The organism is Paenibacillus sp. DMB5, from assembly GCF_001517085.1.
GTDB lineage: Bacteria > Bacillota > Bacilli > Paenibacillales > Paenibacillaceae > Paenibacillus_AQ.
Map to the genome: position 1 here is coordinate 35159 of NZ_LRAC01000129.1, position 19263 is coordinate 54421.

24 protein-coding genes and 1 pseudogene are annotated in these 19263 nt (G+C 51.5%); 4 read left to right on the forward strand and 21 right to left on the reverse strand.

The window, feature by feature from the left end; translation table 11 throughout:
* Positions 1-13 precede the first annotated feature (13 nt).
* From AWJ19_RS18500 to AWJ19_RS18555, 13 genes are all read right to left on the reverse strand, one after another.
* The gene (locus tag AWJ19_RS18500; RefSeq protein WP_068725955.1) at positions 14-574 is read right to left on the reverse strand and encodes a hypothetical protein; all 561 of its coding nucleotides are present in this window, start codon (positions 572-574) and stop codon (positions 14-16) included.
* A 79-nt stretch (positions 575-653) separates the two neighbouring features.
* The gene (locus AWJ19_RS18505; protein ID WP_198536599.1) at positions 654-1283 is read right to left on the reverse strand and encodes a terminase small subunit; all 630 of its coding nucleotides are present in this window, start codon (positions 1281-1283) and stop codon (positions 654-656) included.
* Positions 1284-1318: 35 nt separating this feature from the next.
* A complete protein-coding gene (locus tag AWJ19_RS35310; RefSeq protein WP_157890046.1) occupies positions 1319-1492 on the reverse strand; it encodes a hypothetical protein in 174 nt (57 codons plus the stop codon).
* A gap of 339 nt (positions 1493-1831) precedes the next feature.
* The gene (locus AWJ19_RS18510; protein WP_068725957.1) at positions 1832-4192 is read right to left on the reverse strand and encodes a DUF927 domain-containing protein; all 2361 of its coding nucleotides are present in this window, start codon (positions 4190-4192) and stop codon (positions 1832-1834) included.
* A gap of 53 nt (positions 4193-4245) precedes the next feature.
* The gene (locus tag AWJ19_RS18515; protein ID WP_068725959.1) at positions 4246-4662 is read right to left on the reverse strand and encodes a hypothetical protein; all 417 of its coding nucleotides are present in this window, start codon (positions 4660-4662) and stop codon (positions 4246-4248) included.
* Positions 4663-4725: 63 nt separating this feature from the next.
* Complete coding sequence (locus AWJ19_RS18520; protein ID WP_068725961.1) at positions 4726-4962, reverse strand: hypothetical protein; 237 nt, start codon at positions 4960-4962, stop codon at positions 4726-4728.
* Between the two features lie 22 nt (positions 4963-4984).
* Positions 4985-5200 carry a hypothetical protein gene (locus AWJ19_RS18525; protein WP_068725963.1) on the reverse strand — a complete coding sequence of 72 codons (216 nt, stop codon included), beginning with the start codon at positions 5198-5200 and terminating at the stop codon, positions 4985-4987.
* On the reverse strand, positions 5197-5397 hold the full coding sequence (locus tag AWJ19_RS18530; protein ID WP_068725965.1) for a helix-turn-helix domain-containing protein: 201 nt from the start codon (positions 5395-5397) through the stop codon (positions 5197-5199). Before AWJ19_RS18530 ends, AWJ19_RS18525 begins: the two co-directional genes overlap by 4 nt.
* Positions 5390-6037, reverse strand: a complete 648-nt coding sequence (locus AWJ19_RS18535) for a hypothetical protein (protein WP_068725966.1) — start codon at positions 6035-6037, stop codon at positions 5390-5392. The genes AWJ19_RS18530 and AWJ19_RS18535 overlap by 8 nt, the downstream gene beginning before the upstream one ends.
* A 177-nt stretch (positions 6038-6214) precedes the next feature.
* Positions 6215-6826 carry a hypothetical protein gene (locus tag AWJ19_RS18540; RefSeq protein WP_068725968.1) on the reverse strand — a complete coding sequence of 204 codons (612 nt, stop codon included), beginning with the start codon at positions 6824-6826 and terminating at the stop codon, positions 6215-6217.
* Positions 6816-7070, reverse strand: coding sequence for a hypothetical protein (locus tag AWJ19_RS18545; RefSeq protein ID WP_068725970.1), 255 nt, complete (start codon positions 7068-7070; stop codon positions 6816-6818). Before AWJ19_RS18545 ends, AWJ19_RS18540 begins: the two co-directional genes overlap by 11 nt.
* A 16-nt stretch (positions 7071-7086) precedes the next feature.
* A complete protein-coding gene (locus tag AWJ19_RS18550) occupies positions 7087-7416 on the reverse strand; it encodes a hypothetical protein (RefSeq protein ID WP_068725972.1) in 330 nt (109 codons plus the stop codon).
* A gap of 164 nt (positions 7417-7580) precedes the next feature.
* Positions 7581-7805 carry a helix-turn-helix transcriptional regulator gene (locus AWJ19_RS18555; RefSeq protein WP_068725973.1) on the reverse strand — a complete coding sequence of 75 codons (225 nt, stop codon included), beginning with the start codon at positions 7803-7805 and terminating at the stop codon, positions 7581-7583.
* Between the two features lie 159 nt (positions 7806-7964).
* On the opposite strand from AWJ19_RS18555, the gene AWJ19_RS18560 reads away from it, so the two are divergent.
* The 3 genes from AWJ19_RS18560 to AWJ19_RS18570 all read left to right on the forward strand — a co-directional run bounded on the left by AWJ19_RS18560 (position 7965) and on the right by AWJ19_RS18570 (position 10339).
* Entirely contained in the window at positions 7965-8684 is a 720-nt protein-coding gene (locus tag AWJ19_RS18560) for a helix-turn-helix domain-containing protein (protein ID WP_068725975.1), read from the forward strand.
* A gap of 95 nt (positions 8685-8779) precedes the next feature.
* Positions 8780-9046, forward strand: a complete 267-nt coding sequence (locus tag AWJ19_RS18565) for a group-specific protein (RefSeq protein WP_068725977.1) — start codon at positions 8780-8782, stop codon at positions 9044-9046.
* 51 nt (positions 9047-9097) lie between these two features.
* Positions 9098-10339 carry a site-specific integrase gene (locus AWJ19_RS18570; RefSeq protein ID WP_068725978.1) on the forward strand — a complete coding sequence of 414 codons (1242 nt, stop codon included), beginning with the start codon at positions 9098-9100 and terminating at the stop codon, positions 10337-10339.
* A gap of 175 nt (positions 10340-10514) precedes the next feature.
* Here AWJ19_RS18570 and rlmD read toward each other — a convergent pair.
* The 4 genes and pseudogenes from rlmD to AWJ19_RS18590 form a co-directional block, all read right to left on the reverse strand.
* Positions 10515-12070: pseudogene (gene rlmD / locus AWJ19_RS18575) on the reverse strand (23S rRNA (uracil(1939)-C(5))-methyltransferase RlmD).
* A gap of 186 nt (positions 12071-12256) precedes the next feature.
* Positions 12257-13150, reverse strand: coding sequence for a diacylglycerol kinase (locus tag AWJ19_RS18580; RefSeq protein ID WP_068725980.1), 894 nt, complete (start codon positions 13148-13150; stop codon positions 12257-12259).
* Positions 13151-13335: 185 nt separating this feature from the next.
* A complete protein-coding gene (locus AWJ19_RS18585; RefSeq protein ID WP_068725983.1) occupies positions 13336-14106 on the reverse strand; it encodes a CbiX/SirB N-terminal domain-containing protein in 771 nt (256 codons plus the stop codon).
* 1 nt (position 14107) lies between these two features.
* Complete coding sequence (locus AWJ19_RS18590) at positions 14108-14398, reverse strand: YerC/YecD family TrpR-related protein (RefSeq protein WP_039869680.1); 291 nt, start codon at positions 14396-14398, stop codon at positions 14108-14110.
* Positions 14399-14837: 439 nt separating this feature from the next.
* On the opposite strand from AWJ19_RS18590, the gene AWJ19_RS18600 reads away from it, so the two are divergent.
* A complete protein-coding gene (locus AWJ19_RS18600) occupies positions 14838-15386 on the forward strand; it encodes a hypothetical protein (protein ID WP_068725986.1) in 549 nt (182 codons plus the stop codon).
* A 95-nt stretch (positions 15387-15481) separates the two neighbouring features.
* Here the strand turns inward: AWJ19_RS18600 and corA are convergent, their stop codons facing one another.
* The 4 genes from corA to AWJ19_RS18615 all read right to left on the reverse strand — a co-directional run bounded on the left by corA (position 15482) and on the right by AWJ19_RS18615 (position 19206).
* Positions 15482-16441, reverse strand: a complete 960-nt coding sequence (gene corA / locus AWJ19_RS18605) for a magnesium/cobalt transporter CorA (RefSeq protein ID WP_068725988.1) — start codon at positions 16439-16441, stop codon at positions 15482-15484.
* Between the two features lie 570 nt (positions 16442-17011).
* Positions 17012-17755, reverse strand: a complete 744-nt coding sequence (locus AWJ19_RS18610) for a response regulator (RefSeq protein WP_347231132.1) — start codon at positions 17753-17755, stop codon at positions 17012-17014.
* 29 nt (positions 17756-17784) lie between these two features.
* On the reverse strand, positions 17785-17913 hold the full coding sequence (locus AWJ19_RS37645) for a hypothetical protein (RefSeq protein ID WP_347231131.1): 129 nt from the start codon (positions 17911-17913) through the stop codon (positions 17785-17787).
* A 3-nt stretch (positions 17914-17916) separates the two neighbouring features.
* Positions 17917-19206: an ATP-binding protein gene (locus AWJ19_RS18615; protein ID WP_068725989.1), complete on the reverse strand. Its 1290-nt coding sequence runs from the start codon at positions 19204-19206 to the stop codon at positions 17917-17919.
* Between the last annotated feature and the right edge of the window lie 57 nt (positions 19207-19263).

The following is a 19263-nucleotide window of genomic DNA, read 5'->3' on the forward strand; positions in this document are numbered from 1 at the left end:
ATCTCCTCTATCTTTAGCTTTTATCAATGGAAAATTTGAAGAGTGTGTTATTCACACCGATGTTTCGTTTTGAAATTTGTCCATTCAACTCAGACTGAATACGCTGTGCTTCAACTAAAGAAAGAGCACCTTTAGTATTCCTCAGCCTCTTTTGTAGGTTGTTAGCTGCTTCTTGATTACCAAGGACTGCGAAGCTAGTTTTCCCATTCACAGGTATGTTCTGGGTAAAATTTTTATTTTTGGAATCAATCGTATAGAACGATATCTGTCCCTGCGGATCAATTCCCCCAACAGCAAACAAGAGAGTAAAAGAAGACAATTCTGGGGTATGGAACAAAACATTAACGAATCCCGCTATTTCTGCAAGATTCCCTCTCTCCAGTATCCCTTCTTTTTCAAGTAATGAAATAATGATTTCCGCAGGCTGCTTCACCCCTGCATAAGTAATAAGTACATTAGAGAACTGTTTGCACTTTGGGTAATTCTCTCCTACTACCTCACCATTTCTCATTTCCCTTCCATCCGTTACCACGGAAAGGAAACGTTCGGTCGCTATAACCGTTACCAAGCTCATTTATGCACCACTTCCATTCTATTGTCGTATTCTCACATCAGATCCTCCAGTTTTTTGACTGTTAACTCGCCCTTCAGCTTCAGCTCATCCTTGTACATACCAAGTGCCGGGCAATCCGATCCCATGCCTGCTCCTGGTCATTCAACTTGATCTCCAGACCATTCGCTGTATATTTCGCACCGGCGTACAAAGCCCTTGCTCCCGGACTCAGATCCCGCGTATCCGCCACATGGAGCTGACCATGCCCCTCACCATGGCATTGCGGGCATTTCGGATACGGCCTTATGATTGGGTCAAAACCATAACCTCCAACATCAGAGGGTAACGCAGGCGACTTACCTTTCTTCGCTATGGCCTTGGCCGCATTCACCGCTCGCTCGTACTCCTCAGCATCTACCCATTGATATTCGTGATTCCTGCCAAAGCAGTGACGGCAACAGACGCGCCTGTGCTGGATAATCTCGTTGGGATCCGCTGTGGCTACTTCTCGCCAATGTTGAAGCACCATATCTGCTGTGATCTCCGTACGCTCGGAACGCTTATCCATAGCTTTCTTTATAGCGATTTTTATTTCAGGTTTTGTCAGGTTCTCCTGACCGACAGATCCGGCTGTTTTTGCACTATATCCGGCACGAATCGCAGCCTGAGTGGCGTTGAGATCGACCAAGTACTCTGTTGCAAAAAGCTTCTGTTTGGCCGTCAATGCCATAAATACCAACTCCCTTCATATAGCCGTTTGTCTCACTACATCAATCCAAGCCGCTCCGCGACATCCCGCCAGTCACGTTCCGCTTCATAATGCGGCCAGCGGTCATCAATGATGTTCTCAATCTGACGGCTCAGCAGGGAAGCATCCATACCACGCTCCCAAAGCTCATCAATCGTCTGCTTCACTTCCTGATTCAGTCGTTTGCTCATAATTTACTGCTCACCTCCCTCCCAGATTCACCTTACTTGCAGTAGCCCCGCCGTACTTAATCGAAATGTTCCCGGTTGTTCTCGTAGACTCACCTGGCTGTTCTCAGTGAAAACCCTTATGCCACAAGGTTTTTCGGATTTGTTCTCATGTTCTCAGTCTGAAAAACATACACCCCTATATGAAAAAAGAGAGATTAGGATAAGCTGATTTCTCTTATGTGCACATATTGTATTTATGCTGAGAACACTGAGAACACTGAGAACAAGATTTCAAATACCCTTTTGCAGCAAGAGTTTTCCTGTTCTCAGTGCCTTGCTGGGCAGTGGGAACACTGAGAACTATGAATCCCCAAATTCAGCGAATCTATCTTTTACATCAAAAGACCATTCAAGCTTGGTAAGATCAAAACAGTATGTCCAAGGATTCCCTCCCCCCAATCTGCGGCGTAGCTTTGTCCGCTGGAGCGCAGTCTTGGTCCATCCCTTACCCTTCCAAGCTTTGGCTATGGATTGGGGCTCATATCCGCGAGACTGCAAATGCTCATCAAGCAAATTATCAATTACAAAAAGTTCATCTTCCTTGATTTCACCGAACAGCCTACCTTGGAACGGCTGCCCGCCCCCATTAATGATGAACTGCCTATTATTTGTGGTCACCCAGCTCATTACAGACTCCAGGGCCTCCTCTGCCCGGTCCAGCTCTGGAGAGCCCTCGGTAACATCCATCCACGATTTCTCAAGATCAGTAGCCGCATATAGCCCCTGTCCAAAGCAGGCATCGAACATCTGGCCAGTCACATCAACCAGCGCCATGATCCGCGACAACCGCATGGCCACTTCTCCTGCAGTTCGACTGATCTGTAGATACCGTTCGCAAGCTGCGCTGAACTGCTTCTTCCAATGAGTCATATCAGATGCCTGCAAGAAGCGAATCCACGGCTCCGCCATATGGCCGTAGTTCTCGCCTACCAGCTTGTTCAGCTCCTGGACCAGCCGGGCGGCCTCAATATCCGCTGTAACAAATGGAGAGCCCTCCAGTGACAGCACACGGCCCACGCTGCCGCCGTCCTTGGCGAAGCTCGTAACTCTCTGCTCACCGGTTGAGAGCATCACCGTCTGCCAGCCAGCGCTTGCCTGAGTGCCTTTCAATGATCCTCTGCCCTTTCCCTGCCCGCTGCTGAACTGGTAGACAATTGGACGCGCTGTCCTCTCGTCCGTCTTCTTCGTGTCGTCCAGGAAGAGCGGTAAATTATTCATAGTGGACGCGTACCGCTCAATGGCTACCTTCGTCATGTTCCACTGCCTGAAGATTCCTGGCTTGGTTTCATCCGGACTTCCAAAGAGACTGGCTGCAATTCTCAGCGCAGTGGTCTTCCCTCTGGATGTGCTGCCTGCCAGCTCGAATATATAAGGGCTCTCGCCCCAAAGACTCAGCAGCGGCGCCGACAGCGCGGCATAGACTGCCATTTTAACCGCGGGGAAAGGCTTGATTCGCTCTAATGCCAGTAGCGTTCCTTTCAGCTCTCCCTTGATATGAAAACCTCGTGCTGTTTGGCCATCCCCCGCATCTTTCGGCATGAACTGAATATCCCCTTCGCCAATGAAGCGCTCACCAAGCAGGAACCCGCCACCGATCCACCCGAGCTGATTACTGACTTTTCTGGTAACCAACCGGTCTGCGTTCTCCGATTCAAAGCGGCTGATATAGGCCGCCAACTTCCGGGCGTTCTCCGAATGCACCGGCAGCCCATAGTCCGATAGATTAATGAGCTTCTTAGAATCGGCGAATGTGCTGCGGGTATCGGAAACAGATTTCGTCCCCCTATTGCTCACCCATGAGACCTCTAGCCCCTGCGTGTGATCTGTCAGATTCGTGTATCGCCCCGTGACGGCAACCAGACTCTCACAGACACCAACCTTCCTCACCTCGCCGCTTTTCAGAGTCTTGACTTCAAATAGCTTGCCATCTATGACCTCAAATCCTAGCGGAATCTTAATGCCAGCTAAATCTATTGCTGTCTCTACGCTCGGGTCTGCGCCAGTCTCAAAATCCGGATCATTACCGAAGGCTTCCTGAATCTCAGCTGTAGCTTCTTCCTGGATTAATCGCTGAACATCATCAAGGCTATGGGCAAACTTGACCATCTCTAAATAGCTGGGCTTCTGATCCACCTCCTGTCCCTCGGGGGCATCCTCGTCCAAGTGGCCGAAGAGATGAATCCGGACAAGATCAAAAGCATTGTGGCTATGACCATCGGCTACCGGATCACTGTCCTGGTGTGAATACGCCAACTCCTGATCCGGGAAAACCTCCAATCCATTCCCGCTGCTGCCCTGTGTGTAGGTAAAGCGGTTTGTCATGCTGCCCGTTACATATATTTCAGGCAGAAATTCGTTAATTGTAGCTTCGATGGAATAAACCCGGCAGAACTGCCCAACGATGTTCCGCTTGGCTCTGGGATCCTGCGGCTGCCGACCAGTGAAGCGGGAAGGCGTCTCGCCGGGGTGTTTTGGCCAGTTGGCAGGATCTGTCCAATCTGTTTTGTACATCCCCAGCACGTGATCCACTCCAAACGAAGCCCCCTCCGATTCCACGAATACGGGCTCTGCATCTTTGGAGCAAGACGGCAAGTACATCAGCCGATTGACATCAAATGTGGTTTTGTCGAAATGATTCATCCCAATAATAGACGCGATCATTCTTGAAGCTGCTGAGCATTCGTCCGGTGTCATTTCTCTATCCATTAGAATGATTAGGCGGTACTTCGGCTTCCCAGGACGTGACTGTGCGTGGAATAAACCACGTACGCATAGCCACCAATCATCAGATCCACCGTCAAAAGGAAATGTTCATCCGGAGCATCTACATCCAGAGTAATTAGGCTCCGCACATCTACGTTTTCCTTGCGGCGCCGGCCGCTTCGGACAAGGCCGCCCACGAAGGCGGGACCGTTTTTAACCGCCCCTTTCTCTTCGCGGCTCATCTTGTCGTACTGCTTCATCGTTTCATTCGTGCGCCGAGCGATTCGCAACCGATCTACAAAATCCGGCCATTTCAGATACTCCACTTTCCAGTTGGCATCTGTAGCATTTCTTCCAAAACTTATCGGTAGCTCCGCTTCATGAATGACTGGCTTGATACCTTGCCCGGCCGCGTCCCGCTTCTGCATTCGCCGCACCTTCCTTCTTCTGCTCCCGCAAGAAGCGATCAATATCAAACGTTCCCCGCTGGGTCATAAACGCTGCAATTGAGCAGCGAATATCGAAATTGCTTTTGGATCATGCGAATCAAATGCAAAATCTCGTGTCTTCCCGTTGTTGAAGACTGCCCAAAGCACTCCTGCATGCCCTTCTTCCTCCGCCCGGTCCATTGCCATATCAAGTGCAGCATGGCGGCGAGCATACGGAACAGACCAGTTATTTATGATTTTCCCTTGAAAGCTTATGAGTGAAAATTTAACCATCTTCAATCGCTTCAGCTCCTTTCAGTCCTTAATGATCTTTCACAATCCCGGCTTCAACCACAGCGGATAAGCAAGCCTGCTCACTGTCACCCATATCAGCTACGACTTCCAGCAGCTTCTGCGCTGCTTTTTCGCGCGCGTAGCATTGATCATTCAAAAGAGCGAGCGCCTCGTTTATGATTTGATGTTTCCAGCCAGACAATAGCGCCAGTTCACTCAATGACTTTCTCTGCTGCTCATTCATGCGGTCACCCCGCCGCTCCGCAGCCATTCTTCCAGAAGAGACCTGTGAAAGAGAATCCTTGCGCGGACTTTCGTGGCGGGAATCTGTCCCTGCCGTACCATTGCGTAAATGGTTGTGGTTGATACTCCAATCAGTTCCGCTGCTTCCTTCACAGTAAGAGTCTGGCGCTGTACTGGTGCCTGATGTGTTTCATGCATGGCTCACTTCTCCTTTCTGCTTGTATGCGTCCTCCCGGCCCCAATGAATCTGATCCAACGAGAAGCAGCGGTACAATTCACAAAAACTCTCTGCCAGATCGGAGCGGGTCTTACTACAGTCCAGTTCCAGCTCCCTCAGCCTCTTGGTTTTGATCCCCAATAGTTTGGCAGCTGCCACTTCGGTGTACCCCGCCCGTTCCCGGGCCATACGCAGCGTGATAGCAACTGGCGCTTTCCTCTTCGGCGCAAATGCAGCTAGACTGTTCAGCTGCCCCGGAACGTATCTAGGCTCTCTCTGCTCTTCCATATACAATGAGTAGCCACAATGGTTACAGCGAACCAGCAACGAATGATGACCCGTCTTACGGTCATATCCACCCCGGACCTCTTGTGGGAAGCCGCAGCAGCGGATCGAACGTTTGACAGCAATAGCCAAAGCTTGCTTCGTTTCACCCAATGTGGTATTCAGGACATATTTCTTCTGGCCAACGGAATCATAGTTGTCATCATCAAGAATGTACCGGCCTTCAGCCATAACAAGCTTGAACAGCGCAGGTAGCTTTCCATTTGCAATAATTCTTGTGAAGCTCGAAGCCAGGTACTCTATCTTCGATTCTGTTTTTGGTAAGATTGTTGACATGTTGATTCCTCCTGAGATCGGGCTCTCACTCTTGACCGCCTCATACCAAGAACGATATAATTGCAGCAAGAGCACCCATAGTTTTAATGTTGATCGTCTTAACGCGACCCGGCCAAGGATTCTGCGTTAGGGCGATTTGTATTTTCTACTGTCCACAAATCCACTGACAACCACCTCCTACAAGCTCTGGAACAGCTCAAGAATCGTGATATCCTCGCCCTTGAAATACTTCGCATAGGTTCTCTCAATCCAGCCAGCAGCCTGATCCCTGTTCATCTTCCGCACTTCCTGCTTAATTGCAGCTGCCGTTTTGCCATACCTGCGCGAGGCAAGCAACTTGTAATATTGTTCCATGAGCTGACCGCACTTTGGATTCTTATCATCTACCATTCCAAAATAGGCCATCTTCAGAGCGCCTCTTCCGTTAATCAGTTCGGTGCCATCCTCCGTTGCGCTGTAGTCGACCTGGCTATCACGGAGACGACGCATTGTAACATCGGGTGCATTGATCTGGGCTTCATAAGAGATCAGCCGCACTGCATCCGTATAATTGACTGCCAGCCCTCTTTTCTGGAGTTGTTCAAGAATGGTCTTCACACCAAGCGCTGCAAAGGAAATATCCTTCGCTTCCGGATAAACGTGGTAATGACCTGCAGCGTACACAACCACTGCATATGGAGAATGCGGGTTATCGTCATGAATTGGAAATCCAAAGATTGATCCGCCGAGCCGCTCCCGAAGGGTTGCCGCTTTACCCTTAATCTGCTGTTCGTTCAATTTATCTGCCAAACCGCCCACCGCCTTCAAACTGATTAATGATTACTGTCTGCTCTTGCCTTAGAACTTCGATGCGGGCTAATATAATTTCTCTGGCATCTGCATGCGGATACCTACCTGATTCCAGCACCCCGGGCGCAGGCTCCGGCGGCAATTCTCTTGCCAGTTGCAATTGCTCCCTGGCCAGCGCCAGAAGCTGGCTCCCATGCGGACCTGTAATGGCTTGGTGAATAGCTTGTTTTCTCGTATTCTGCAAGACTGTTACTCCTTCCTTAATATGCCGACCTACAATAGTGATCCGCCGCCTTTTCCAGAGTAATCATGTCGAAGCGGTTATGAAGTCTGTTCACCAATGCTTGAATCTGTCTTTCTGTGAATCCCGCACCCTCAGCCGCCATGATCGCATAACCAGCGGCTGACTGATTGCTCCACCCCTGCACTGATAACTGCTCTGACTCTTGCTGGCCTGCATGGTAGGCTTTAATCAGAAGCTGCTCTACCTCATCCAGCAATGCAATCATGCCAGGCTTCATCCCTTGTGGAAAATGCTTCTGTTCCAGTTCCCGGCGCCGCTGTGCGGCTGTGTACTCCAGTTCATTCAAAGCTATTGACCTCCTCTCTTGGTATAAATGATTTATTTCCTGTCAAAGCTACATAATGGATAAGTTCGGGCCAGTAACTCTAGTGCAATCAGATTGCCCCGCACCGTGCGGACCCAAAGCCGGCCATCCCGATAAGTTCCGAAGAATCTCATCACCTACGCCCCCTACTCAGATCTGTTGGCAGTCTCCAGCTCGAATAATTCCGAGAAATCTACGCCAAAGGCATCCGTTAACTTCTTGGCCACAGGAGGGCTCGGATTACGAGTACCGCTACAAATTTGCTGAGCGGTCACCTCACCTATCCCTGCATTTTTAGCCAGTTGTCTACGGGACCAACCGCGGCGAAACATTAATTCCGCCAACCTTTCCGTTTTAACAAAGGCTTTCATTTGGTAACCTCTCCTCAAAAAGTTTTCAAAAAGAAAATGTATTCCCCGTGAATACTTTATCATCAAGTATTCATTTAGGCAACTATTTTATTTATTTTTTATATTGTATTCCATATGAATACTCTGATAAGATGAGTTTAAAAAAAGTGAGGGATTTTAGTGGATTCAAATGACTTTGGAGAGTACCTACGAGCTAAAAGAGTATCAGCGGGGTATACTTTACAGCAACTTGGAAGGAAAATCGGATTATCTAAATCTTATTTATCTAATATAGAGAATGGACGAAGAGGAGTACTCGATCCGGAAGTATTGAAAAAAATCGCTGAGAGTTTAAACATTTCCTTTTCTGAATTAATGATTAAAGCGGGGCATAACGACGAAAACACGGTAAAAGGTGAAAAAGTATCTTTTGCTGCTCAAATGATTGTTGAGCAGATCTTAAACATTACAACAGCGGCGAAGAACCAAACAAATATCGAATCAGTAAAATCTTACATTAGGAATTTCGAGGAAATGTTAATTGCAGGAGCTAATGGTAATGACGTAACAATTTCTGAGCTTAAAACGATGCTTTGGTATCTTGAAGGTGATGGTGATTCATATAAATCAACTATTGGGAAACGTTCTGACTCGAGTCAAATTGAAACATTGCTTAATACGCTAGACAATGTTCTGAACACTGAATATAGGGGGTCCAGAAAAATCTACGCAGAAAAAAAGGAATCCAACAATACTGATATTGTTCAATATATTAAGTGCAACTTTGTAACGTATAACAACCACCCCCTCCTGGATCAGGACAAGCAGCGCATCCTGGACATGCTGAAAGCACTCTTCCCCGAATATCAACTCCCACCAGCAGATCCACAGGCTGAATAACATACTGTTTTAAAAAGCGCCGCTTTGGCAGCTTTATTATACATAACCTTTCAAACGAACATACATTCCCACTAAATTCAAGGATGTGAATGCCGATGCTTGATTTAACCGTGAACATAGACAAGGTCAAAATGGAGCAGATCTGCCGGCAGCAAATCGCCGAGAGAATTAAGGAGTTTGACGCTGATTTAGTTTTCTGGGATTCAGCTGAATTGCGAAGGCGAACCTGCATGAGCTGGAGCACTATTCAGGCTACATTCTTTTTCGATCCGCGCTTTCCGAAGCGCAAGGTCAGAGGAAAGTGGTATTACCCAGCTCAAGAGACACGGGCCTTCCTTGAGCAATGGCTGGCCGAATACTAAGGATGTGGGGCTAACCCACCCCCTTCATTTATCGAAAGGAGCACACCAACAATGGCAAACATTCAAAAACGCGGGGACAATAGCTGGTGCTTCACCGTCTATACCGGCGTCCAGGCCAACGGCAAATACGGCCGCCGGACCAAGACATTGACCATAACAGATGAAGCCCTACTGAAGACAAAGAAACGGCTACAGGATCACTTGGATATGGAGTATTCAAAGTTCCGGGAGGAGGTTCAGGCAGGGGAGTACATCGCTCCGCAGAAGATGACCATCTCGGATTTTGTTGAGGAGTGGCGGACGAAATACGCCGCGAAGCAGCTGGAGCATAAGACCCTCAAAGCGTATGAGTCCCACCTGAAGACACGGATCTTGCCGACCTTCGGCCACATGAAGCTAGAGGATGTGAAGCCGCTCCATATCGTGGACTTCCTTGAATCGCTCAGCCAGGATGGCGGCAGGGGGGATAAGAAAAGCGGCGGGCTAGCCTCTGGTACGGTCCAGATCAACCATCGGGTTCTGAAGAACATCTTCTCCCGTGCCGTTGAATGGAAGATCATCAAGAGTAACCCTGTGGCTGCCGTGCAAAAGCCGAAGGTCACCAGCAAGGAAATTGTCCCTTATGATGAGCAAGAGGTACAGCTGCTGCTTCAAGCGATTGAAAAGGAGCCTATCCACTGGCGTATGCTGGTTACGCTAGCCTTGACTACCGGTATGCGGCGCGGCGAACTGCTGGGACTGGAGTGGAGGCATGTAGACTGGAGAACCGGCACTATTGACGTAAGCCAGACGCTTGTTCAAGCTCTTAAAGGCGAAATCATCGTCAAGGAGCCGAAGACCAAGAACTCCAAACGTAAGGTTACGCTGCCGGCCTCTGTGCTGGAGGAGCTGCGAGACTATTATGCCCATAGGGTAAAGGAGCGGGACAAGCTGGGCGATGCCTGGAACGGCAGGGATCGTGAGGGCCGGGAATGGCATTTCATGTTCTGCCATGCGGACGGATCGCCGTTCCACCATGAGCGCCCTTATCTCTGGTTCCGGCAATTCATCCAGAAGAATAACCTGCGCTATATCCGCTTCCACGATCTGCGCCATACCTCGGCCACGCTGCTCATTAACCAGGGGGTTCACGCCAAGATCATTTCGGAGCGGCTGGGCCATGGGAATATCACTACAACGATGAATATTTACGGCCATGCGCTCCAGTCTGCGGACCAGGCTGCAGCTGATAAGCTAGACTCACTGTTTTCCAAAAAGGGGAACAGCCAAAAAATAAAGACGCTTCAGGAGTAATTCCCGAGCGCCTTCTTGCTTTCTTTTATGTCGAATTATATTTATTTACTGGCGATTATTTAGGTTTTTCACATCAAATTCACATCAGCTAGCGATTACACTCACTGTCCCACTAACTTCCACGCAGCTGTATCATCGTAAAAACCCTTGATACACAAGGCTTCCCACCACTGTACTATTTCAGCTCCAGTAAAGCGACTGATTCTATATGTGTCGTATGCGGGAACATATCCACCGGTGTAACCTCCACCGTCTTGTACCCGCCATCCTCCAGCACCCGCAAGTCCCTTGCCAGTGTCGACGGATTACACGACACATACACTACGCGTTCCGGCTGCATCTGCAGGATCGTATCCAGCAGACGCGGGTCGCAGCCCTTACGCGGCGGATCGACGACGATTACGTCCGGCGTGACGCCCTGTTCTTTCCAGTTGGGAATGACGTCCTCGGACGCCCCTACCTCGAACACTACATTGTTCATATTATTAAGCTTCGCGTTTCCACGCGCATCTTCAATCGCTTCCGGCACAATCTCTACGCCGTATACCTTAGCCGCATGCTGGGCCAGGAACAGGGAGATCGTCCCGATGCCGCAGTAGGCATCGATAACCGTCTCGTTTCCGGTCAGTCCCGCGTATTCTACGGTTTTGCCGTACAGCACCTCGGTCTGTGCCGGGTTCACCTGATAGAAGGAACGCGCTGAGATCGCGAATTGTACATCGCCGATGTAATCGTAGATCACGTCTCTGCCCCACAGGACACGGGTTTCGTTACCGAAGATAACGTTCGTACGCTGGGTATTCACATTCTGGCAGATGCTGACTACATCCGGCAGCTGCTCGCGGATGCTGCCGAGCCAGGCGTCAAGGTGCGGGATGTCGCGTCCATTGGTTACGAGGACGAGCATCATCTCACCGGTACGGAAGGCTTTCTTGACGACGACGTGGCGGAGCAGGCCGCGGCTGGTTTCTTCATTATACGCAGAGATACCGAGCTCTCTGCCGATGCCTTTGACCGCAGCTACGACGCTGTCGTTATGCTCATGCTGAATCAGGCATGTCTCCATATCGACGATCCGGTGGCTGCGCGGGCGTAGAAGCCGCCGACCAGGCCGCCTTCGGTGACGCCAATCGGCACCTGGGCCTTGTTGCGGTAGCGCCAAGGCTCGTCCATGCCCAGGGTTGGGCGGACGATGATGCCGTCAGCCTGCGCCTCCCCGGCACTTGCCTCTGCACTTTCACTCGCACCCGCTCCCTCAGCCCGCTTCGCCGCCTCTGCAGCTCCTTCCGCCCCGCCGCTTCCGGCTATAGCGCCTCTACCCGGCGCTCCCGCAACCTGCAGCTTCCCGATCCGCTGCAGGTTGTCCACCACTAGCTGGCGTTTCCAAGCCAGCTGGGCGGTGTAGTCCATGTGCTGCAGCTGGCAGCCGCCGCACTGGTCGTAGATATCGCAGGGCGGCGCGATGCGGTCGCTGCTCGCCTGTACGAGCTTGAGCAGCTTGGCATAGCCGTATTGCTTCTTGGTCTTAAGGACCTTGGCCTGCACCTTCTCACCGGGCAGGGCGCCCTGCACAAAGAGGGTAAAGCCATCCACCCGGCCTACCCCTTCGCCTTCATGGGTCATGCCGATGATATCGAGCATAACCTCGTCATTCTTGTTCACTGGCAGATCGGCGGCAGGCGCCGAAGCTTCCCGGCTGCCACCCCGGCGTCCGCTGCGGTGTTTACTCATTGTTATATACTCACTTCTTTCATGATCTTCACTATTAATGATGCTAATAATTAACCTTATATTTATCGTATCATCCACCGGTTCAAACCGTGTTATTCACATTACAAAAGCTCCAGCTGACCCGGCGGGCCACCGCACGAATCAAGTGGAGCTTTATCTTCTCTCGCTCTTTAACAATCCATTGCCTTAGTGATTCTGGGCAAAGATCCGCAGATGCTGCGGCAGAATCTCGAACCTGCCCGGCAGGGTGCCGCCAAGCTCACCATCCAGGTTCAGCTGGACGTAGCCCGGGGAGGTAACCTCCATTGCGTCGGTACGGAAGTACACGACTTTCTTGTCCTGCAGGTGCTCCCCGCGGATGGCCAGAGTGACCAGGCGGATGAACTCGGCAAGGTTACATTTCTTGACCGCAATAACGTCGAACAGGCCGTCGTCGATCCGGGCATCCGGAGCGAGCTTCTCGAAGCCGCCGACGGAGTTGGTGTTGGCGATCAGGAACAGCATGAACTCGTCATGGATCAGCTCCTGGCCGTTCGCGCGGATGTAGAGCTCCTGGGGCGACAGGCTGGCCATTTTCTCGATACCCTTCAGGTAGTAAGCAAGCTGGCCCATCATCGTCTTCAGTCTGCTTGGAACCTCGTATGTCAGCTCGGTCAGGCGTCCGCCGCCGGCTATATTAATGAAATAACGGTCGTTGGCTTTGCCGAGGTCAATTAGGCGCGACTCCTGGCGCAGAATCAGATCGCAGGAATCCTCCCAGTTCTTCGGAATGCCCATCGCCCGGGCAAAATCATTGGTCGTACCCAGCGGCATTACACCGAGCGGAGGCCGGTTAGGCTTCTCTGCCATCCCGTTGATGACCTCGTTTAAGGTTCCGTCGCCGCCGGCTGCTATGATCAGATCATAGGTACCGCGTTCAACGGCCTCAGCCGCTGCCGCCGTAGCATCGCCTTCCCCGGTTGTGGCATGGCAGGAGGCTTCGATGCCGCCAATATCCAGCCGCTCCAAAATGTCGGCGAGTCGTCTTTTCATTTCTTCCCGTCCAGAAGTGGGATTATAAATCAATCTCGCAGTTTTCATTACCGGAACGCCACCTGTGTATTAGAAATAGATAACCTTACTGATTATACCCAATTCCGCACCCTACAAGCAATGTTGGAGGCGAAGCAGCCAAACTTTTTTGCTATATCAATCATCTTCATCAGCAGGCTATCTAAATATATCTATGCGGCAGTACCAGGTTTCATTCCAAAAAAAGTGTCACTTTACTGCCCGCGCACCTGCTCCAGCATCACACTCACCTGCTGTTCGATCCAGTGCGGCAGCAGCGGATGCGGCAGCAGCGTCCTTCCGTTATAGGCATACGCAAGTCCTTCAAGCTGTCCCGGAAGAACTACCTTGGTGAAATACCCCTCACTCAAAAAGAGCGGAGCCACCAGCACATCGTAGCCCTGCCCTATCCAGTATTCCGCCCGCTCCCGCACCGTCCCGACGCTCAGCAGGCCGTAATCTGCCGCTGCTACACCGCTGACAGCCCGCACCCGCTCAGCAAGGGAGGAGATGCCCGCTTCCCAGCGCTGGCGGAAGCCGTCATGCTTGCTGCCGTGGCCGACGAGCAGGATCATCTCCCGCTCCGGGCGGACTGACAGCTCGCGCAGCTTGTCCCAGAGCATGACGGCAATATCCGGGTCGTCGTCAACCGGATAACCGAAGTGAATATTCGCCTGCACGGCGAACGGCTCAAGATCGGTCTCGCGCTCCGGCGCAGGCTTCGCACCCAGTGCATATGCTATTTCATCTATATGCGTACTGCCCGATGAAACAAACAAGGGGACCACAACAATGTCTGTGACCCCTGCATGTTCAAGCTCATTTATTCCGTCCTGAATCAGGCGGCCTTCCACCAGCTCCAGAAAAGACACTGCCACAGGCAGCGCCTCTCCAAGCGATAAATGGTTCACTGCTTCATCGACAATCTCCACCCAGGCTGTATCCCGGGAGCCGTGACTGATAATTAGGACGCCCGGCTTCATGATGTTAGCGCCCCAGACGTTCCAGCGTCATTTTGTAGCCGTCGTTGCCATAATTGAGGCAGCGCTTCACCCGGGAGATGGTGGCTGTGCTTGCTCCGGTCTCGGCTTCGATCTGATTGTATGTAGAACCCTTGCCCAGCATACGCGCGACCTCAAGACGCTGTGACAGCGACTGAATCTCGTTCACGGTGCACAGATCGTCGAAGAAGACATAGCATTCTTCCATATTTTTAAGTGTCAAAATGGCTTCGAATAGTTGGTCAATACTTTTATCGTTTAGCTTCTTAAGCTGCATCGTAAATCATCCCCTAAAAAGTTTGGTCAGCATCATCTTCACGGATTAAGCATTATCCAAAACTGGCTTTAAAGCATTAAAGCTGTAAAATTAACAAGACTATCTTGCCTCTACTATATTGCACTGGGGCAGTTTTTTCAAGCATTAACGATTTCACGCTGTAAAGAACGAAAATGACGGACATCTGTCCGCCCCAGGCGCACATCTTATATTCAATTTGGATTATACTCCATCTGCATCTGATAGGATTTACCGCCTTAACTATAGTACTACATAACCTCTGAAAATCAAGCATGGACACGGTTTCTTCACTTCCGCCCCATCCCTCTGGGCATCCGCCCTTTTCCGCTCTTATCCCGGTTATCCGGGCGTTTGACTATACCCTATGTTCGCCCATGACATACAGTATAGCAAACCAATAACGAAGGAATGTGATGTTATGCCTCATCATTACTATAATCATTCCCGCCGGGACGGGCGCTCATTAGCCGGTTCATATGCGCCGTCAGGCTATCCCGGCATCGGTTCCTACGTCCAGCCGCCTCCCCCGATTGAGAGCGGAATGCTGCCCGCACTCGGGACAGAGGCTGCGGATACGGCGCTTGCCGTGCCTGTTGCCGCCGCTGAAGCAGCTCCCAAAGCCGGCGGACTGCTGGGCAATCTCGGGAATCTCGGCAACCTGGCCAACATGGAGCAGATCAAGGGGATTATTGACCGGATGGGCGGGATCGACGGGATTGTAAGCTCCATGGGCAAGGTGCAGAAGGTGGTCGAGGGCTTTCAGCAGATGGCACCGATGGTGAAGCTGGTTATGGGCACTTTCGGCAAAAAGAAGGGCTCCGGCTCTTTAGCAGCCGAGGAGGATGCCGCCATGTATCAGCCCAAACGCAAAAAAAGACGCCCATCCAAGCAGCGCCGCAAAGCTCCGGCCAAACCCAAAAACCGCCGGAAGTCCTCTCCATCCTCTGCTAAACGCCGCCGCTCTTAGCGGAGGCGTTTAGCTTTTTTTCATTGTATAGGCCGGGTCGCCGCAAAGTAACTGAGTCAGCTTTCATGCAAAGACCCCGCATTGGGGTAAAGCTGCTACTTAAACCACCCGCTCCGCCGGAACCAGAGGATCATGCTTCCCCCAAGCGCCAGCATCACCAGCAGAATGACCGGATACCCGTACGTCCAGTCCAGCTCCGGCATGACCCGGAAGTTCATCCCGTAGATGCCGGCGATCAGCGTCAGCGGCATGAAGACAGTGGTGATAACAGTCAGCGTCTTCATAATCGAATTCATCCGGTTGGAGTTAAGCGAGATGTAGCTGTCCCGCAGATCGGCGGTCATTTCGCGGTCCACCTCGATCATGTCGGTCAGCTTCAGCAGATGGTCATGAATATCGCCGAAGTAGATCCGCTCCTCCCCGTTGCTCTGCACATGCTGGGAATTGACGATCCGGTACATCAGGTCGCGCATCGGTACAATGGTCCGCCGCAGCTTCAGCAGCCGTCCGCGCACCCGGAAGACCTGGCTCATCAGCTCCTCCACCGATTCTTTTTCACCCATGCTCTCCAGATCTGCCAGCTCGTCCTCCAGATTGTACAGGCTCGGGAAATAACGGTCGACCAGCTTGTCCATCACCGTATAGGCCGCAGCCACCGGGCCGCCCGACCAGCCTTTGCGGCTGTGGATTTCCGCCTGCACCAGTTCCCAGGCCTCGTCCATTTCCGGCTTCTGCTGGTGGTGGTAGGAGACGAGAAAGCTCGGGCTCAGGAACAGATCCACCTCCTCCGCCTCCAGCGTCTGCTCATTAAGTGCATGCAGCACAAAAAACTGCACGTCCTCATAATAATCCAGCTTTGGCCGCTGCAGGGTGTGCATGCAGTCCTCAATCGCCAGAGGATGAAAGTGAAAATAGCTGTCCAGCAGCCGTGTCTCCTCCGGCGTCGGTGCGTTGAAGTCTGCCCAGATCCAGGCATATTCAGCGATAACCATGTCCTGAAGCGGCAGCCCCGTCAGCACCTCCCCCTGTCGGGTTACCGCGAGTGTACGTATCATGAATGAGTCCTCCATTTGTTCCTGCTTCCAATTACTGCAGCGCTCTAATGCTACTATTGTACAGCATGAGAGGGCCTCCGCCCAAATTACAGCTTAATTTAAACTTATTCGCACAAAAAAATAACCCCCGGCCCGCTGTTCAGCGGTTCCGAGGGTGATCGACTAGCCTGTTGCATTGAAGGATAGCTGTGACACACGAACGCTTCGGAGAAGAGTTAATTGTAAGGCGAGCTGTTCCATTACTTTGTCGTATGCTTATGCAAGGCATCCCCAGCAGCTAGTTGGATTTTCGTCACTTAATTTCAGCATTCCTCGGACTTTACGTCAGTTAGGTGGAAAAACGCTAACTAATTCCGGCTGTTAACCGTTCTGGAGGCCATTTCGGAGAAATTAAGTGACGTTTTTCCAATTAGTTTCCTGATTACGGACTTCATCGGGAATTTAGATGGCAAATTTCCACTTAATTCGTTGGACGATCCACCCAGTCGCTCTAATTCAGCAATTTTACACACAACGGCTGCCCAACAAGCTGATCTCTGGCATATCCGCCGCCCAATATCAATACTTCTTTTACCGCCCCAAGCCCTCCAGCAGCTCCAGGTGCAGCACCTGCAGGAACTTCTTGATGTTGACCTTCACCTTGCCGGAATCCCGGCCCAGCTCGATCTCCTTCATCTTCAGCCGGACCTCCTCGAAGTCGAAATAGAGCGGCGCGTAGTGCTCGAACTTCGGATTGCCATAATCGGTCAGGCCGATCGAAGCCAGGTTGGCCAGCCCCGCGGACAGGGCGCGGCGCAGCCGCTGCTCAATTGCCTTCACTTCCTTGGCGGCCTCTGCCGGCGAGGATTTATAGGTGGCTGCGGCCATCTCGTACAGCTCTTTGAGCGGCGGAAGCGTGCGGTTATCCTCTCTGGCCGCCACCAGCTCCATCATCAGGATGATGTCACGGCTGCCGCCCTCGGAGATCATGCCCATATTCATCAGAATTGGCTGGACAATCTCCTTCACGGTCCGTTTGTTCAATGCCGTCTGCGCCATGCCGAACTGCAGTCCCTCCAGCTTGCCGAGGCTTGACTTGATCTCATCCAGATAGCGGTTGATCGCATAGCGCTCATTCACCTTATGCAGCACAGATTCGACCTCGATTTTGTTGATCGGCTTGCGGATGAAGAACTCGATGCCGCTGCGGTAAGCACGGCCGACCAAATCGCCGTTCTCGATCTGTGAGATCATCACGAACTTGGAGCGGCAGCCCTGGGCCTGCAGGGAATCGATCGTCTCAATGCCGTCCTGATCCGGCATAAGCAGATCCATCAGCACAATATCGGGACGCTCCTCCAGAATCAGGCGTACGCGTCCTGGCCGCCTTCAGCTGTGCCAACCACTTCACCAAGCCCGCTGTCTTCGATTATATGCTGCAGCATTCTTCTGGCCGTTGCATCGTCATCCACAATACAAAAAGATAATGGCATCCCCTACTCCTCCTTCCGCAGCCCGCCTGCCGGCAATTTAATCTGGAATCTGGCTCCTCCGAGCTCCGAGACTGGCTCAACAGTGATCTGCCCGGCGAATAAATCGACAATATCCTGCACATGCGACAGCCCGATTCCCGTAGCCGCCACGCCCTCCTGATCGAACTTGGTCGTAAAGCCCGGCTCGAACAGCAGCTCACGGTCACGTTCCTTAATGCCGCCGCCGCTGTCAGTCACAGTAAAGACGGTATAATCCCCTTCTTCATGCACATCCAGGTTGATGCTGCCTTTCCCTTTTATCACTTCAACCGCATTAGCTGTAAGATTACCAAGCAAAGTCAACAGGGGAGTATAGCTGGCGGTAGTATAGTCAGTGGTCATATTCAGCGTGAACTGAATCTGTTTGCCCAGCATTTCTGCGTATTTGGCATTGCTCTTCATCGTAAACTTCATGATGACAGACAGCGGGAGATCACCGGTCACCTCACGGTCCACCAGCTTCACCAGCCCCGCCAGAATGCGCTGCGAATCCTTCTTCACTTCATGGATCTGCTGCGTAATATCGAGCACCTGCCGGCTGTACGGCTGCAGCGCTTCCTCCGCTTTAAGGCTGCGGTACAGGTCGTAGCTGCTTAACGTAACACGCTCCAGGGTACCGATTGATTTTTCGAGATAAAAGACCTCGCCATACAGCCCGGAGCTGAAGCTCAGCATCTGCTCCATCCGCCGGTTCTGCTCGCGCTGCTTAATCCGCAGCTGGCTGACGGAGATACTGCTGTATACCCCGGTTGTAAAATAGGTACGAATGACGGCGATTGCCATCAGAAACGTCCATTCATTCAGCCTGAAGGAAGCCGAGTCCAGCACAATCAGCCGGGTGAGCAGCTCCATTTCGTTCGACAGAAGATCAATTACGGCGGCAGCCCCGCCCAATACGAGCGGATGAAACGTATCGATCCGGCTTTTGATCAGATTCATCAGCAAAGCAAATACCATATAATAGACCATGGCCGAGAAATGGATGGTCAGGCTCTCAATAGCCGAAGCTCCGCTGCTTCCTATAGCATCCATCCCGGTGCGGAACAGCAGGACCACTATTCCCGTGACAATCCCGGTCGTAATATAAGGCAGGCGCCTCATTAAAAGCAAAAACAGCAGAAACGCACTGCTGCCTAATGCAATCCGGAAAACATCGCCGTCAAACGGATTGATTTTGAATTCTCCGGCTATCGCTGTACCAAAAGCTGCCATGAATATCTGTACAGCTCTGTTTTTGAGTATAGATTGTCCCATCAACACTACTCCTGCTTATGATGTTGTCAACTATACTACCATAACCTTGATTTCTTT